At 34.3% G+C, this 17,027-nt stretch carries 18 protein-coding genes; 5 read left to right on the top strand and 13 right to left on the bottom strand.

The genetic code is table 11. The features are described 5' to 3' along the window. Positions 1 to 136: 136 nt before the first annotated feature. Positions 137 to 2,728, top strand: a complete 2,592-nt coding sequence (locus VFM92_RS06710) for a M1 family aminopeptidase (RefSeq protein ID WP_325121425.1) — start codon at positions 137 to 139, stop codon at positions 2,726 to 2,728. Positions 2,729 to 2,786: 58 nt separating this feature from the next. Here the strand turns inward: VFM92_RS06710 and VFM92_RS06705 are convergent, their stop codons facing one another. Beyond that, on the bottom strand, positions 2,787 to 3,128 hold the full coding sequence (locus VFM92_RS06705) for a phage holin family protein (protein WP_325121424.1): 342 nt from the start codon (positions 3,126 to 3,128) through the stop codon (positions 2,787 to 2,789). A 225-nt stretch (positions 3,129 to 3,353) separates the two neighbouring features. Here VFM92_RS06705 and VFM92_RS06700 point away from each other — a divergent pair, with 225 nt between their 5' ends. Next, on the top strand, positions 3,354 to 3,824 hold the full coding sequence (locus VFM92_RS06700; RefSeq protein ID WP_325121423.1) for a hypothetical protein: 471 nt from the start codon (positions 3,354 to 3,356) through the stop codon (positions 3,822 to 3,824). Between the two features lie 767 nt (positions 3,825 to 4,591). Then, positions 4,592 to 5,152, top strand: a complete 561-nt coding sequence (locus VFM92_RS06695; RefSeq protein WP_414675568.1) for a fasciclin domain-containing protein — start codon at positions 4,592 to 4,594, stop codon at positions 5,150 to 5,152. 81 nt (positions 5,153 to 5,233) lie between these two features. On the opposite strand, the gene VFM92_RS06690 is transcribed toward VFM92_RS06695, so the two are convergent. After that, positions 5,234 to 5,713, bottom strand: a complete 480-nt coding sequence (locus tag VFM92_RS06690) for a ribonuclease HI (protein WP_325121422.1) — start codon at positions 5,711 to 5,713, stop codon at positions 5,234 to 5,236. Between the two features lie 184 nt (positions 5,714 to 5,897). Then, the gene (locus tag VFM92_RS06685; RefSeq protein WP_325121421.1) at positions 5,898 to 7,454 is read right to left on the bottom strand and encodes an SDR family oxidoreductase; all 1,557 of its coding nucleotides are present in this window, start codon (positions 7,452 to 7,454) and stop codon (positions 5,898 to 5,900) included. A 236-nt stretch (positions 7,455 to 7,690) separates the two neighbouring features. Here VFM92_RS06685 and VFM92_RS06680 point away from each other — a divergent pair, with 236 nt between their 5' ends. Continuing rightward, positions 7,691 to 8,053: a response regulator gene (locus tag VFM92_RS06680; protein WP_325121420.1), complete on the top strand. Its 363-nt coding sequence runs from the start codon at positions 7,691 to 7,693 to the stop codon at positions 8,051 to 8,053. A 46-nt stretch (positions 8,054 to 8,099) separates the two neighbouring features. Here VFM92_RS06680 and VFM92_RS06675 read toward each other — a convergent pair whose 3' ends face one another. The 8 genes from VFM92_RS06675 to mnmA form a co-directional block, all read right to left on the bottom strand. Next, positions 8,100 to 9,329, bottom strand: a complete 1,230-nt coding sequence (locus VFM92_RS06675; RefSeq protein ID WP_325121419.1) for a geranylgeranyl reductase family protein — start codon at positions 9,327 to 9,329, stop codon at positions 8,100 to 8,102. A 1-nt stretch (position 9,330) separates the two neighbouring features. Next, on the bottom strand, positions 9,331 to 9,582 hold the full coding sequence (locus VFM92_RS06670; protein ID WP_325121418.1) for a hypothetical protein: 252 nt from the start codon (positions 9,580 to 9,582) through the stop codon (positions 9,331 to 9,333). A 186-nt stretch (positions 9,583 to 9,768) separates the two neighbouring features. Continuing rightward, positions 9,769 to 10,251 (bottom strand): YkgJ family cysteine cluster protein, encoded by a 483-nt coding sequence (locus VFM92_RS06665; protein WP_325121417.1) that lies wholly within the window; start codon positions 10,249 to 10,251, stop codon positions 9,769 to 9,771. A gap of 27 nt (positions 10,252 to 10,278) precedes the next feature. Next, a complete protein-coding gene (locus VFM92_RS06660; RefSeq protein ID WP_325121416.1) occupies positions 10,279 to 10,848 on the bottom strand; it encodes a hypothetical protein in 570 nt (189 codons plus the stop codon). A gap of 44 nt (positions 10,849 to 10,892) precedes the next feature. Next, the gene (locus tag VFM92_RS06655; RefSeq protein WP_325121415.1) at positions 10,893 to 11,708 is read right to left on the bottom strand and encodes a CvfB family protein; all 816 of its coding nucleotides are present in this window, start codon (positions 11,706 to 11,708) and stop codon (positions 10,893 to 10,895) included. Positions 11,709 to 11,827: 119 nt separating this feature from the next. Next, positions 11,828 to 12,607, bottom strand: coding sequence for a LuxR C-terminal-related transcriptional regulator (locus VFM92_RS06650; RefSeq protein WP_325121414.1), 780 nt, complete (start codon positions 12,605 to 12,607; stop codon positions 11,828 to 11,830). 142 nt (positions 12,608 to 12,749) lie between these two features. Next, positions 12,750 to 13,424, bottom strand: coding sequence for a hypothetical protein (locus VFM92_RS06645; protein ID WP_325121413.1), 675 nt, complete (start codon positions 13,422 to 13,424; stop codon positions 12,750 to 12,752). Then, the gene (gene mnmA / locus VFM92_RS06640) at positions 13,399 to 14,535 is read right to left on the bottom strand and encodes a tRNA 2-thiouridine(34) synthase MnmA (RefSeq protein WP_325121412.1); all 1,137 of its coding nucleotides are present in this window, start codon (positions 14,533 to 14,535) and stop codon (positions 13,399 to 13,401) included. The genes VFM92_RS06645 and mnmA overlap by 26 nt, the downstream gene beginning before the upstream one ends. Positions 14,536 to 14,839: 304 nt before the next feature. Here mnmA and VFM92_RS06635 point away from each other — a divergent pair, with 304 nt between their 5' ends. Beyond that, positions 14,840 to 15,817, top strand: coding sequence for a hypothetical protein (locus tag VFM92_RS06635; RefSeq protein WP_325121411.1), 978 nt, complete (start codon positions 14,840 to 14,842; stop codon positions 15,815 to 15,817). Between the two features lie 164 nt (positions 15,818 to 15,981). Here VFM92_RS06635 and VFM92_RS06630 read toward each other — a convergent pair whose 3' ends face one another. Then, positions 15,982 to 16,548: a DUF4136 domain-containing protein gene (locus VFM92_RS06630; protein WP_325121410.1), complete on the bottom strand. Its 567-nt coding sequence runs from the start codon at positions 16,546 to 16,548 to the stop codon at positions 15,982 to 15,984. A 175-nt stretch (positions 16,549 to 16,723) separates the two neighbouring features. After that, entirely contained in the window at positions 16,724 to 16,855 is a 132-nt protein-coding gene (locus VFM92_RS06625) for a hypothetical protein (protein ID WP_325121409.1), read from the bottom strand. Between the last annotated feature and the right edge of the window lie 172 nt (positions 16,856 to 17,027).

The following is a 17,027-nucleotide window of genomic DNA, read 5'->3' as shown; positions in this document are numbered from 1 at the left end:
TACAAAAATGTCCTGTCAATTAACTTCTGGCAGGACATTTTAATTTTTACATACAAATAATTTCCTACATTATCCCAAACTTGGTTTTTATTTCAATTTCCTATCTTTACCTTTTTACGGAAATTCTATATAAAATATGAGCAGTCAAAATCCTGAATTCTTTTTCAAACTTCTTCTGATCAGTTTTCTTTCTTTTTTTTCATCATGTGAGAAAGCTAACCGGGAAAATGAAAGAGAAATAATTGAAAGTGGAGTTTCTAAAGAATTAGCCGACTACCGTAAAGAGGTTATCAGTGATTTGCACTATAAATTGAAATTTTCAATTCCCGATTCGCTGGATCAGCCTATTGAAGCATCGGAAAGGATAATTTTTGAGCTGAAAAAAAACGAACTACCTCTTCAATTAGATTTCAAGGGAAAACCTAACCAATTGAAAAAATTAACTGTAAATGGAAAAGAGGTCAGTTTAAATTATATAAATGAGCATTTGATAATTCAACCTGCTGAATTAAAAAAAGGTCAAAATGAAATTATTATTGAATTTTTAGCAGGAGATATGTCCTTAAATAGAAATGAGGATTATTTGTATACGCTTTTAGTGCCTGACAGGACCAGAACTATTTTTCCTTCCTTTGACCAACCCAATCTCAAAGCCACATTCGACCTTACTTTAAGCGTTCCCAATGGATGGCAGGCATTAGCGAATGGAGCTGTTGAAGATTCTATTCAAATCAGAAATAAAACGGTGTATCAGTTTGCGACTTCAGATAAGTTTAGCACCTATTTGTTTTCATTTGCTGCGGGTAAATTCAAAAAAGTAAGCAGAACATTGAATGGAGTGGAAATGAATTTTTATCATCGGGAAACAGACCAAAAGAAAATTCAGAGCAGTATGGATCCTATCTTTCAGATCCATGCTGATGCTTTAAAATTTTTAGAAGACTACACCCAAATTCCATATCCATTTCAGAAGTTTGATTTTATCGCGATTCCAGGTTTTCAATATGGTGGAATGGAACATGTTGGCGCCATTGATTACAAAGCCTCCACTTTATTTTTAGATGAAGGCGCAACAAAAAGTGAGGAAATATCCAGAATGAATCTTATAGCACACGAAACGGCTCATATGTGGTTTGGCGATTTGGTGACTATGGATTGGTTCGATGATGTGTGGATGAAAGAAGTATTTGCAAATTTTATGGCTGATAAAGCCAATGCAAACATTATAGGAGATTCTAATTTTGAACTGAAATTTCTATTAAGTCACTTTCCCTCCGCTTATAGTGTTGACAGAACAAGAGGTGCTAATCCTATAAGGCAAGAGCTTGATAATTTACAAGATGCAGGATCTTTATATGGTAATATTATTTATCATAAAGCACCCATTATGATGAAGCAGTTAGAACGATTGATTGGAGAGGAACCGTTTAAGAAAGGCATTAGAACTTATCTGGAAACCTATGCCTTCGAAAATGCGACTTGGCCTCAATTGATAGAAATTTTGGATGAAGAGACAGATTCAGACCTGAAAAGCTGGAATCAGGTTTGGGTAAATGAGGCAGGAAGAACACAATTTGACTATAAAACAACGCAGGATGGTGGATATATTAATGCAATTACGATTTCGCAAAGAGACCCTTCGGGGCAAAATAGATTCTGGCCGCAGGTCTTTGAAATTCTAATGGTGTACCCTGATTCAGTACAAGAATTAACAATTCAGATGGATGCGCCAGAGGTAGCGCTTCAACTTAAAGACAAAATTACCCCTCCAGAATATATCCTATTCAATTCTTCTGGGCAAGGTTACGGTATTTTTCCCATAGACAGTAATTGGTTAGAAAATCCCTCTAAATTGTATGAGCTGGAAAACCCTGTGCAGCGAGCTTCAGCTTATATCAATAGTTACGAAAATATGCTGGCAGGTAATTATTTATCGCCTGTTGAATTTCTAGAATTGCTGAAAGAAGGTTTAACAAAAGAAAAAGAAGAGTTGAATTTAAACAGGTTAACTAATTATTTATCAGAGGTTTATTGGAAATTTATTCCAGCTGACCAGAGAAATCCTGAACGTTTGGAAAAAGAATTATGGAGGGCTATTCAAGAAAATTCTGAGCCAAATGCTAAAAAAATGTTGTTTCAAACCTATCAAAATATAGCGCAAAGTGAAAATGCTTTAAAGAATCTTTATCAAATTTGGTCACAACAAGTGGCACCAGAAGGAGTGAGGTTGTCAGAAGAAGATTATACAGCATTAGCATTGGCCTTAGCTGTGCGAGATTATAAAGATGATATTTTAGACACTCAGCTAGAAAGAATTGAAAACCCAGACCGAAAGGAACGATTAGCATTTATTAAACCAGCTTTATCAGAAGATGAAGCAATAAGAGATGCATTTTTCTATAAATTAAAAGATCCTAAGAATAGAGAAAAAGAGGCTTGGGTCGCATCAGCTCTTCAATATTTGCATCATCCGCTGAGAACAGAAAGCTCGGTAAAGTATCTTCAAGAAAGTTTGGAACTTTTGGAAGAGATCCAGTTAACAGGAGATATTTTCTTTCCAGCTAGATGGTTGCAAGCAACATTTAGTGCTTATCATAGCGATGCAGCAGTCGCCATTGTCAATAATTTCCTCGAGGAGCATGAAGACTATAATCCTAAATTGCGCGATAAAATACTACAAGCCGCAGATGATTTGTATCGCGCAAATGAACTATTGAGAAATAAGTAGTCCGTGTTCAGTAATAAGTTGTAGGAACTTAAAACCTGTAGCTTATTACTGAGTAATGCTAAAAAAGCGACTGTAAAATAGCGTTTAAAACAGATAGAATTATACTGAAGAAAAAAGCCCACCAAAAGCTCTTTACTTTGAAGCCTTTCATAATTTTATCAACCAGCATGATCATCAGCGCATTAATTACTAAAAGAAACAATCCTAAAGTTATAATGGTGATAGGAATGGTCAGGAAAACCAGAATTGGTTTAACAATAGCATTAATAACCCCTAAAACAATAGCTACTATCACAGACTGTCTAAAGCTGTCCACTTTAACTCCTGATAATATTCTAGCACTTATAAATACAGCTATCGCAGAAAGCAATAAACGTATAATAAATTCAGTTAAATCCATAGTTCATTATTTATTTGATTAGCTAATATTAGCTAAATCTGAAATAATTACCAAGTTAAGCGAAGTAGTGCAAGAGCAATAATGCCATTCAAAAGGGTAGAGGACAGTCATAAATAATTGATTATGTGTAAGATACATTTCAACTCAAAATAGTACATTTAATGTGAAATGGCGTTTCATTGTATTGCTATTCTAGGGAATTGTTGATACTTAAATAAAATTATTATGAAAAAATTAAAATTAAGTGGTTTGATAGTACTACATGTACTAACACTAGTTGCTTGCAATGATGATAGTGTTTCACCTATGCAAAAAGTCGAGGTAGAAGTTGGTGAAGCATTTATGATTAATGGCCATTCCCAGCTTAATTTCACAAATTTTGATGAGTCAGATTTGAAAATTGAAGTAAAAGGTTTTTCAGATCATATTGTAAATGGATTAGTTACGCAACGGATTTATGTAGACGTAGATATCATCGATAATAACAAAACTAATCACCAGGTAGAGGCCGGATATGAAGATATCTGTCTTGGCCAGAGCACTGGAGGAAACTGTAATGAATTAAGATTTGAGATGAAGGATCAAGTCTTCTTTTTAAGATTTGAAGAAGTATATTGGAGTGAAGTAAAGCAAAATAAGGATGGAGTAGAATATATAGAAGTGGATAGTTCTCAACTTATTGTGGAAAGGCAGTAGTCAATTTATCTTGCTAACATAAATATTATGTTAAGTTGATGAAATTACTTATTTCAGACGATAGTGTAACTGCGTATCCACAAATGTCAGAAGATAGTCAAACCAGCTTATCAAAAAAAGATCAGACGATAGTCAGACCGAGCTAAGAATAAATTAAACCTCTTTCAGCTTTTCTTAAATGCCAGTATCAAATATCAGGCGATAGTCCAATCCTTCATAAATTTTTACCCAGTCATCAGTCCATTTGAAATCAATTCTTGTATCCAAACCATAAGAATTTAAATTCCTATAAAAATCTAAAACCAAATACAGGCGTTATTTAAGAAGCGAAAGGATAATGCTTTCCATATTTAAATCTCAGGAGATATTCAGAATATTTTTTTATGATCAATAGCTAAGAAAATCTTAAGCACTCATTATTTATCTAACAAGAATGAATACTAGCAGTGTAGGAGAACTCAAAACATCTTGCCAAGAATAAAGAAGTATATAGCTCTTTCATATTTGATTAGCAGATTGAAATCTTAATGGAATGGGATAGGTGTTGATTTAGTAACTTAACATAATATAAATTATATAACAAAATTACAATAAATTCAAGACCATATTTATCTTAGTAGAAAATCAAATGCTAATACTACTAGGGTCAAGTGGCTTCTCTAAAAGTATCTTAACTGAAACAGTCAGAAATAAAAGTAACTATATAAGTATAAGGGCAAACAATATATCTACATCGTAGTTTAACTCCAATATAAAAACAACTAACCATGAAAAAATTAAATCATTTATTCGCATTTGGATTGATATTCGCAATTTTCTCCTGCGGTGGTGGAGAATCAAAAACTGTAGATGAGTCTGAAGAAATGTCATCTGCGGAAGAAATCGTTGAGGAAACGCCTGCTGCAAAAGAGGCACCACAGGATATTGTAGCATTAGCAATGGGAACGGAATCTCTTTCAACATTAGTACAGGCTGTAAAAGCAGCTGGACTAGTAGAAACCTTACAAGGTGAAGGTCCTTTTACTGTATTTGCTCCCACAAATGAAGCGTTTGCAGCTTTGCCTAAAGGAACACTAGAAGATCTATTAAAACCCGAAAACAAAGAAAAATTAGCTTCGATTTTAACCTATCATGTAGTAGCCGGTAATGTAAAATCTACTGACCTCTCTGATGGCATGAAAGCTAAAACCGTGAACGGTAAAGAAGTAACGATTACTACTGCTGATGGCGCTAAAGTAAATGGTGCAAACGTTGTATCCGCTGATATTGAAGCTTCTAATGGCATTGTACATGTAATTGATGCAGTTATTCTACCTCCATCAAAATAATTTTTGAAAAATTTCAACAAAAATGAAAGCTCCTTTTTTGGGAGCTTTTTTTATGCTTAAAATCATTATAAGAATCTTAAATTAGCTTACCGTGTTTCTCAAGCCTCTTCTAGCTGCACGGTCTACTAGGGTAAATAATTGGTCGTTGTAGTTTTTATTTTTATCTGGCTGATGACCTTCTATCTTTACAAAATCACAGTTTCGCTGATCCATCATCGTAAAAAACTCACGGTAAAGCTCATGATGGTTTAATAACTTTTGATTTGAAGAATGATAATCGTTTTGTTCCAATCTAGTGCGTCTACTTTTGAGCCAAACAATATTTTGTGAATCAGTATAAACCATTTGTTTACTTCCGGTTTCAATCATTTCACTCAAAGCCCAGAGTAATATCTGTAATTCTAATTTGGTGGATGAGGTGTTGGCAAACAACTTGGTTTTAATTCTGAGCTTTAGTTGATCATTGAATTCTTCATTTTCATTCACCACTAAATAAGCACCGCAACCTAATTTAAGTTGATTGTTTACGCTTCCGTCAATAAATAGCTCCCTAACCCCCAAAGAGCCCCCTAACCCCCAAAGGGGGGGATTTTTTCAAGGATTTAATATTAGAATGAAACAACTAGATATGTCTTTTTTTGTTAAATTAAAGAGTTAAACTTTACTTTTAAAAATCAAAAGATTTCAAATTAAAATGCAAAAGAATTTCTGTGCGCTTTTCCCCCTTTGGGGGTCAGGGGGCTGGCTACCAATCAATTGGCCTATAATCCTTTAAAAATTTTCCACACCAGTGTTTACCAGTATTAATGCCATCAAACAACGGATCCATCACACGAGCAGCACCATCCACTATATCTAAAGGCGGTTGAAAATCATGCTCTTTTTCTTTCTTTTTCGCTAATTCAGCTGGATCTTCATCCGTTACCCAACCTGTATCTACTGCATTCATGTAAATTCCATACTTGGCAAAATCTGATGCAGCAGTATGTGTCATCATATTCAGGGCCGCTTTAGCCATATTCGTATGTGGGTGTCGGTCTTCCTTATGATAGCGATGGAATTTTCCTTCCATAGCGGAAACATTAATGATATGTTTCTGTCCGGTATCATCCTTCTTCATCAGGCTCGCTAAACGATTGCATAGCACAAAAGGGGCAACAGCATTTACCAATTGCACCTCTACCATTTCAATGGTATTAATCTCTCCTAATTTTAATCTCCAGCTATTGGTTTTTCTTAAATCCACTTGCTGTAAATCAGCATCTAATTTTCCTTCTGGGAATACTTCTTCCTCACTTAGTGAATTATCGATGCTATATGGGATTTGCGATAGCTTAGCGGAATTACTAAGCCCCACTCCTAGTCTTTTTCCATGCCAGCTTACAGGTAGATTTTTTTGCCCTTCTGCAACTCCCTCGCTTAATTCTTGCAGTTCTTTTACGCATGCAAGGTGATCTGAAAGTAATTCCTGCGCATAGGAAGGCAATTCAGAGATTGGTTTTTCTTCATTAGGCATCAAGTGTTGATAAAAACCAGCTGGCCGCCTTACCGTTTGTGCTGCATTATTTATCAATACATCGAGACGGTCATATTGTTGCTCAATGAAATTACAGAAAATCTCAAAGCTAGGAATATGTCTTAAGTCCAAGCCATGGATTTTCAGTCGGTGTTTCCATTTGCGATAATCGTCTTCTTTAGCGAAACGGAGCGCTGAATCTATTGGAAAACGGGTAGTTGCAATAACAGTGGCACCTGCCCTCAGCATCATTAAGGTAATATGATAACCAATCTTCAAACGAGAACCTGTAATCAATGCCACTTGACCGGTTAGGTCTGCTGTTTGGTAGCGTTTCGCATAATTGAAATCACCGCAGCTTGGGCACATGGTATCATAGAAATGATGCAGCGTGTCATATTGCTCTTTACAAACATAGCACTCACGCGACTTTTCCAATTTCACATCCGATTTGGGGATATTGCCTGTTAAGGAAATCATTTTGGGGGCTTCAAAAACTAAAGCCTCCCTTGCACTTCTTATCCCGGTTCCATTTCTTGCGGCTTTATCCTTGGCTTTGATTTGTCTCTTTTCAGATTTCTTGGCTTCTTTCTTTCTCCTTCGGAATTCCTCTCTACTCGGTCTGGAGAATAAGCCTGCAGCCATAAGCAAGGCTGTTCTTTTCTCCTTAGGGATGTTAAAAATTTGGTTTGTATCCGAATTCAATGTCTCTAAGATGGAGATGCATTGTTCAATTTGTTCATCACTGAAAGCTTTGGGCTGGCTTTCTTCCTGATTATTGGTCATATATTAATTTTAAAGTTGTAAAAATAGTTATGAATGCTCAGTAATCTTCATTTTTCGCTAAATTTATAGTTGAATTTTAATTGAAAAATCACCTTAGTTATTCAATGATTAGATAGTAATCCTATAATATTTAAACCCATATTCTCTCCTTTTAATCGTCCTTTCATCATATTTAGATAAGACTTAATTAGTATTTTTTTGTACATTTGAATGCTTACAATCATTCAAACTACATTATGAATAAAATAAAATACCTAATCATAGATGATGACAATATCTTCAGTAAATGGCTCAAAGCTAATATTGATGAGTTATTCTCAGACTTTGAGCACATCAGTTCTCGTCACGATACGCTTGGAGGTTTAATTGATGTTCATAGAAATCATCCAGATTTGGTATTTCTTGACCAATATATTGATGGTCTAAGTGGTTTTGATGTGCTTGATTTAATGAAGCATCAACCTAAAGTAATCATGATGTCTTCTGAAAGCATTGACAAAACGCATTTAGAAAATTATCCCAATGTAATTGGGTTTATAGAAAAGCCTGTAAATTTTGATAAATTGAAAGATATACTGCAAAAAAATGAACTGATTTAATATTCAAAAAGCTCCATCGCCATTTTAGACGTTTTCTAAAAACAATTCAACCCCCAAACAATAGCTTCATGTAGAAGCCTGGTTTCACTAATTCTTTTTTTAAGTCCACATTATCGAGCATAGAGGTTAAAAGGGTTCTGACGGAGGAGTTATGATTGGCTTTATTAACCACAAAATTGAATAGCTTAGGGTAGCGAAGTAGTTTTTGAATTTTCCTACTGATACTTAATTCATTCCACATTTTGTGATAAATTACCTTGTCATATTGCTTATTGAAGTTCGCTGTAAACGTTTGATTTTCAAATGCTTTAATGATATGTTCTGAAGCAATTCTTCCGCTTCTTAAAGCATTTCCAATTCCTTCCCCAGTGAAAGGGTCTATTAAGCTAGCTGCATCACCTATTAATAAAAAACGATCTCCCGAAATTGGTCTTTTTTTAGACCCTATAGGCAATCCAAATCCCTGCGGTTTCTCTAAAGCTGTTGCATTTTTAAAACGTTCATTCAATTCTGGTTTTGATCGAATAATGTCATGCAGCGCTTTTTTTAAATCTAATTTTCTCTTGCTCACTTCACTCGATAGCATTCCTAGTCCCACATTAGCTTGTCCATTAGGCAAAGGGAAAATCCAGAAATAACCGGGTAATAATTCTTTATAAAAATGGAGTTCAATAGATTGATTTGCCTGAAAACCTGAGACATTTTCAAAATATTTCCTTATCCCAGCGCAGTAATGATCTTTTTCAACCTTAATGCTCCCAAGTTTTTTATTCACTACCGAATGAGCACCATCTGCGCCAATAATCATTTGTGCAGTATATTGGCTTTTAGCTGTTTTTAACTCAATTCTATCTGTAATATTTTGAATATCCAGCACTTTTTCACCTTCAAAAACTTGAATATTAGGTTGGTTTACAATTTCCTGGAAAAGAAAGTTATCAAAATCTATTCTCTTACTAATATAGCCCGCTGCATTTCCGTGATTGGGATTTTGATAATTGATAACTAAACCATCATGATTAGGAGCTATAAATTTGACGCCATGAGAATCTATTTTTTGAGCAAAGCTTTCAAATTTTTGGCCCAATGATTCTTCCATTCTGTAAAGCTGATTGACTACATCAGCACTCAAAGCATCTCCGCAAATTTTATCACGTGGAAAAGTAGACTGATCAATTATGGCAATCTTTAAACCCTGATTTTTAAGCTGATAGGCACAAGCAAAACCAGCTGGCCCTGCTCCCACTATTATCAAGTCAAAAGCTTTCGTTTCCATCTTAGGCTACCCTGCTTTCTGAATACAAATCATATGCAGCCACTAAAGATTCGCGCCCTGTAGAGCTTTCATAGCGTTCATACTTCTTGATACTATCTCGCTCTTCTACATAAATGGCCTGATAATCATCATCATAATTATCCCAAATAATGAGCATGTATTTATAGCCAATTTTACTGGCTCTTCCGGTTTCTAACCAATCTTCAAAAACGTTTTCTTCTAAGGATTTAGGAAATGAGGCTCCTTCAAACATATAATTCTATCATCATTCTTTCTCCTAAAATTAATAGCTTATGATGAGTTTTAACTAAAGATTTGAAATTTCTTTAGCAAAAATTATATCTGGATCAGTATAACTTTATTACGTTTCCATTTAAATGAAAACGTAAGCCGATATTTACACTCAGATAACCTCCCTCATGGATTACTTTTGCTTGATTTACTTGCTTTTTATCTCTTCTAAAATATGAAAGACTGCAGGGCAAACTTCTGCATTCTTAAACGTCTTCTTCAAAATTTGATGCATCCTCTTCCTGTTGGTATGCGGGTATTCCCTACAGGCAGTAGGGCGACTTTTATAGACGATACACTTATTGTCATATCCTAAAAATGGACAAGGTGCTGAATTCAATACGTAATCCTTGTCTTCATCTATATATAAATAGGTTTCAATAAATTCAGGAACCTTCATTTTCAAAGCTTTGGAAACTCTTTCAATGTCGGATTGCTGGAAAATTGGGCTGGTAGTTTTACAGCAATTCGCGCAGTCCAGACAATCCATTTTCTCAAAAACCTTGGCATCTAAATCATGAAAATCATCATCCAGCTTTTTCTTTTTTCGTAATTGGTCGTAAAAAGTCTTATTCTGAGCAACGTAATCTTTGCTGTTTTCTTTCCAGTTTTGATATAATTCGGTGCTCATTTTTTCATTAGATCTATAATACCGAGATTATTCGCCTCTTAATTTACTGTAAAAGTCCATTTTATTTAGTTGAAGCTTATAATCGACTTCTCTATTCATAAAACCAGCATTTGACTCCTCTTTAGTATTTAATTTGTAAGTAGATTGTAGTTTTTTTAGCACTTTACCATTAGAATTAAAGTAAAATCTTTTTTCCACTGTTAGCGGTTCATCAGCTTGAAAGGTATTCATTTTCCAATAGATAAAATATAGTTTATCATTCGAGTCAAAATAGTATTCAATTTTAATAGACCAATCTCCTGATATTGTATTAAAATTAGCAAGAACGAAGGTTCCAAGGTTAGATTTCTCTAATATTTTAACTTTTTGATATAGAAACTTATCTTCATCATCACATTCGGTATCGTACCATTTTTCATTTTGGTAGTTATCACCCCAAACATAATGAAAGAGTTCCGTTGCTCCTTTTAACTCTCTATCAATTATTGGTTGCCACTTTTTGAAATCCTCACGTATTTTATTAATAGATTTATCTTCTTGCGCTAAGCCAGCTGTAACACTCAATAAGAAAAGAAAGATGGCTACTGATTTCTTCATTTTAAAATTTTTACATCTCTTAACTCATTCTTTATAAAGTTTAATCACACCAGATAAATTCCATCTTCCTTAATCTGGATTTTCTTTACTTTGTATAAGTGCCCGATTTGTCTTTTGAATTCCTTTTTACTTAACCCAAACACATCATAAATTTCATCTGGTTTAGATTTATCATGATACGGCATAAAACCATTATGGTCTCTTAGTAGCTCCAGTATTTCCTTTTGTTTTACTTCCTTTTCAATTTTCCATTGTACATCCATTTTGCCATCGGCTCTGATGGATTTGATTTTTCCTTTCCCTTCCATTCCAATATCCAATGGATCGAACACGGTGTTTTCATACACCAATCCTTTATATTTTTGATTGATGACTACCTCATAACCTAAATCTGTAATTCTATAGATCAATAAATTAACCTCTTGACCTTCTTTCAAATCTCCAGAACCTGTTTCTAAAAAGGATTCAATATGCATGGAAGCTACAATCCTCTCGGTTTTTGGATCTAAAGTGACATAAGCCACAATTAAATCACCAACTTCCAACTCGTCTGTTTGCTCTGAAAATGGAATTAAAAGCTCTTTTTCTAATCCCCAATCGACAAAAGCACCAACATTAGTGATTTGTCTTACTTCAAACAGTCTGGCTTGGTGGAGTTCGGCTAAAGGCTTTAACGTAGTAGCAATCGGACGTTGGGCAGAATCTTTATAGATAAAAACGTCAATTTCGTCTTCTATTTTTTTATTCTGTGGGACATATTTATTGGGTAATAGCACATCCTCTTCCCCATCGCTGAGGTATAAGCCTTGAGGTGATTCTCTTACTATTTTTAAAGTATTCCATTTTCCTAATGCTAACATACTTGCAAGTTAAGACGGATTTGGGGAAAAATGAATAGTTGGAAGTCAGAAGTAAGGAGTTTGTTATGATAAATTGGATAGAAGCAATTTAAATCAACAATAATTAAATTCAGAGTATGTCAAATCAAGCCTTTTCTTATGCAGTAGCTAATCAATTTGTAAGTGTTTTTAAAGCCCATTTTTGACATAGCATTTTTCTTATGACTGTTGATGGTCTCATTGGCTACAAATAACCTATCAGCTATTTCTTTACTTGTTAAACCTTCTGCCGTTAATTTTATGATTTCAATTTCTCTTTTGGTCAAGATTGATTTCTCAGCAGTCATTTCCCATGGATTGGGTGCCATCACATCAAGTTCTAAGAAAGAAGGTTCACCGTTCAAGCCTATTAATGAAAGTTTATAATTATTGACCTTCGTGATATGTGATATATCAGTATGGACGCCTAAAACCTTTAGCAAAGCACCTTCTTCAGTGCATTGAAGCGTTAAGGTTTGCAGCAACATCGTTTTATATTCACCTGAATTAGTTCTCTCTCGTAAGCAATAACTAATTTTATAATCAGGGATTTGAGAAGACCTTATTCTATTTTGCAAAAAATCGGCCACCAAATGTTCTGCTTTTATAAAGAAATCCATGTCATCAGGATGAAGTCTTTCAATTAAATTCTCCATAGTCAATTCATTTGCAGGCACTCCTAGGATATCTTCAACGGTTGGACTTACAAATTCAAAACTAAGGGTTGGAGAATCTATCACATAATAGTAGAATTGACCAGGACAAAATATATTAGCGGATAGCCTATCTAATTTAACTTGGTCAATAGCCACTGAATTTTTAGCTAAATAATTTTTAAAAGGCTTGTAAATACTAAATAATTCGTCTTTCTCAGCTTTCATCTAAAGAGATTTTTTCTATAAAGAAACTGCTAAAAAATAGATAATTGTATCTTTTTCGATTAAATGAGGAGATAATTATATGAAAACGATTTTTTCACCATCATCAGTCGTCAATATATTCTATGAAGTGAAAAGATTATGCTTAGTTGAATTCCCGTCTCATCCTGATAGTTCTGCCAAATTCTATCTTTTGAAGTCCGAGGCATTCAGTATCTCGGCAAAATTCTAATTGAGAAGAAACCTTATAAATTAAACCAATAGTAGCAGCATATACTTCAATTCTTTGGTCAAAATTAGAAATGGAATCTTGATTGTCTTCTTGGATGACTTGTACTGCGTTTAGAATAGTGGAATCTCCTAATTCATAAGGTTGAAAGGCCTTGAAAATGGTAAATTCATCTTCCTCAAATTCCTGAGGCTGACCGTCCCAGCTTTTGCTTTCTGCTATTGGAAAACTTAATTTTATTTCTTCAAAATTGCCTAATTTGAGTTTGGCCAATTTTGAAGTGCGGGTTTTAACCACGGTGCTAAGGATTTGCTTTTGACCATTTTGACTTATTCTATAGCGATAACCCTCTAATTTCACTCCTCCTTCGATAGCCATGGAATCATTCCATTCATCCTGAACGAAATATCTATTGGTGTCGATGGTACCATCATTATTGTAATTTATTTCTTCTACGGAGTAACTATCAACACTTTGGGAGTCAATAGGAAAAAACTGTAGCCCCAAATTAACTTCATTAGGAGCTACAGTTGAATTTTCACAGGAGGTGAAAATGATTAAAAGGCTAGATAGAAGTAGATAAAGCCTCATTTTTTAATTTTTGCTGATTGAATGATGAATGTATCCATCCACCGCCAACTACATCATTGCCTTCGTAAAATACTGCAGCTTGCCCTGGCGCAATTGCTGGAATACCATTTCCAAAAAATACTTTCATGGTATCTCCTACTTGTTCAATTACTGCAGGGGCTCCTTCATCATTATATCGAACTTTGGTTACGGTATCCAAGCGGTCTTCCAAAGAAGTATATTTACTCATAACTAGATTTTTGACGTACATACCATCTCTAGAAAGTTCATCAAAAGTTCCCAACACTACTCTATTTTTATCTTTCTGAATTTCAGTTACATATACAGGATAGCCCAAAGCAATTCCCAAGCCTTTTCTTTGTCCGACCGTATAGAATGGATATCCTTCATGAGTTCCGACAACAGTGCCATCTTCCAATACAAATTCTCCTCCTTTCACTTTCTCTTCTAAACCGTCAACTCTTCTTTTCAAGAATCCTCGGTAATCGTTATCAGGCACAAAACAGATTTCATAAGACTCCGATTTGTTCACCAATTCATAAAAGCCTTTATCCTCAGCCATTTTACGAATTTCAGGTTTTGTTAAATCACCCAAGGGTAAAATAGTACGGCTCAAACTTTCTTGAGAAACTCCCCAAAGTGCGTATGATTGGTCTTTGTTCAAATCCTTTCCTCTAGAGATGATATACCTACCGTTTTCTTCACGCACTTTTGCGTAGTGACCGGTAGCAATATAATCACACCCTAATTTATCAGCCCTTCGCAATAAGGAATCCCATTTAATGTGCGTATTACATAGCACACATGGATTAGGAGTTCTTCCAGCCAAATATTCATCCGTAAAATGATCAATTACATAATCACCGAATTCCTGTCTGATGTCCAATATGTAATGTGGAAAGCCCAGATTCACTGCTAAATTTCGGGCATCATTGATAGAATCGAGGCTGCAACAGCCTGTTTCCTTTTTGGAACTGCCTGAAGAGGCATAATCCCATGTTTTCATTGTCATTCCGATGACTTCGTAGCCTTGTTCATGTAGTAGAACGGCTGCCAACGAGCTGTCGATTCCACCGCTCATGGCTACTAATACTCTTCCTTTTTTGCTCATAATTCACGTTTTCACAGGGTTCACAGTCCTGCTTTGGTGATACATTTATTTCGGATTACCAACAACTTTTGTTAGTTTAAAGTGCAAAGTTATTAAGAAATATTTGAATAATTGAAGTACCCCAAAATAATGAGACATTTCAACTATTTAAATGGGAAAAAGTAAATACTTTTTAGTCGTATTTTAATATTATATACATATATTTTCTTTGTTTAATATTAAATATTTGATTATAAATAATTTTTCAATGTTATATTTGCATAATTAGATTACATCTTATATTTGCCAAATTTTATATTTTAATATGAAAACCAATCTCTTTCCAATTGCTTTGTTCGCTCTGCTCGTGGCAGTGTGCAACGAAGAACCTGAGCAAGTTGCTCCAATTACGGACAGTACTGATTTAGCCTGTCAGGTTCAGATTATTTCCAACACTTTTGAATATGAAGACGAATTCAATAGAGGTGAAGGTACCTCTTCCATATGGTTTTCATATAATGCAGACAAAAGCATTAGTAAAATTAATGGCAGCTTCACAGAATTATATTGCTACACAGATGCTGGAGTCGAGCAGTGTGAAAATTTCCAAAGTGCTAGCGAATATTCATTCACCTACACTAATGGTATAATTAGTGATGTAACAATTGAAGAAGATGGACAAAACAGTACAGATATCATTGAATTCACCTATTTAGACAATAGACTTACTAAAGTAAAATTCTCAGAAGACGGTTACGATGAATTCGATGAATTTCGTTTCATTTACGGTGATGGCGGAAAATTAGAAAAACTCGAAAACTGGGATAATTATTCTGGACCAAATACCAGTTTAGTTCTTTATGGATATGATGAATTCATCTGGACTGCCAATAATGTTACCACTGTCAACAGCTACAGTCAGAATTTTAAATCTGATGAACCTGCATCGCGACTATCGAAATTAAAGGGAAGTAAAAATCCTTTCGAAATCAGGGAAATGAAGAGAACCTCAAATCAGATGAGGCTAACTGCAACAGCACCTGAGCTTTCTTACAGATTAAATCTGGTGTACGATTCAAACTCAAATCCTTTATTTGGCAATCTACCTTATTTAATTTGGGATGGTGAATTCTATTCATATTTGTCACAAAATAACCCATCAAGAATAACTGAGATAGAGTATTATGATGGCACTCAGGAAGAATATATAAATGATTTTACTTATTCTTACAATGAAAAAGGCTTCCCTACTACAATAACTAACGATGGAGAGACCTTAGAATTAACCTACAACTGTGATTAATTTAAAAGAAAATTTTTAAATAAATAATTTTTTAAAGAAAAGAAAAGTACAAAAGAGAAAGCTGCAGGTGCAGCCTTCTCTTTTGTATGATAATTTCATGTATTAAATTAATAAAAAAGGCTTGCAAAAAATGCAAGCCTTTAAATCAATTTAACTTAAACAATTTAATAATTTTCAAATCTTAAATTATTCATAATTTCCGTTACGGATGTAATCAGTTTATTCTCTTCTAATGATGACACACCTTCTAATGCTCCATCATTGTAACCAGACCAAACCGTTGCACCACTTTCCCTATCAATAATAGAAATCAGTAAAGTACCTTTACTTACATCATATTTTTCAATAGATGAATAATCATCATTATTAAAATCACCACTGATTTTACCATCTTTACTGTAAATAGAAAAGATTACAACCATATCAGCACCTGATTTTTCATGTTTATATCCAGCTGCAATCAACTCGTGTGTAATTGCATCCTCAACTTCATTAATAACACCTAAAGAAGGGAAAATGGGATCAGTATAAGTTATTATTTCGGCCATGTAATCATCTGCGATTATCATAGCTTCTCTAGTATCTGGCGCCAATTCCATTTCACTATTCAAAATACTAAAGGATTCATAATCTTTGTCTATAATACCATCTCTCAGTTCAGTTTGAACGTCTTGAGCATTAAGATTAGATATAATAAAAAACGCTGTAATAAATACTATTAAATTTTTCATAATTTTTAACATTTTGTTTAAATATTATATCTATTTATACTAACTGTGATGCTTAGGGTTACATTGGGATGAGATGGATAAAAATAAAAAGGCTCTAAAACAGGCTTAAATTTGGTTTAAAGCAATAAAAAAAGCCCATTAAAAAATGAGCCTTTTCTTGAGTTCTTAGTTAAGATTAATAATTATCTTCTGTTCTTAATCTATCCAAAATATTTGCAACAGCTTTTATAATTTGATTATCATCCATTGGCGAGTCACTGGCAATAGCACCATCGCTAAAACCCGACCATACGTGGCTGTTGCACAACTCAAATGTAGTGTAATTTAGACTTAGTATATATATATATATATATACTATATAAACATCTGACTATCAGTTGTATAAGTCTATTTTATTTGCTATATTTTGCCATGCAAGGAAGAAAGAATTATCAAGAGAAACTGTTCACATCGTTTCAATTATCTGACCGGGTTCCAGA

This window comes from Marivirga sp. (assembly GCF_035704835.1).
Lineage (GTDB): Bacteria > Bacteroidota > Bacteroidia > Cytophagales > Cyclobacteriaceae > Marivirga.
Note: the sequence above shows the minus strand (reverse complement) of the source record. Positions and strands in the feature narration are given on the sequence as shown.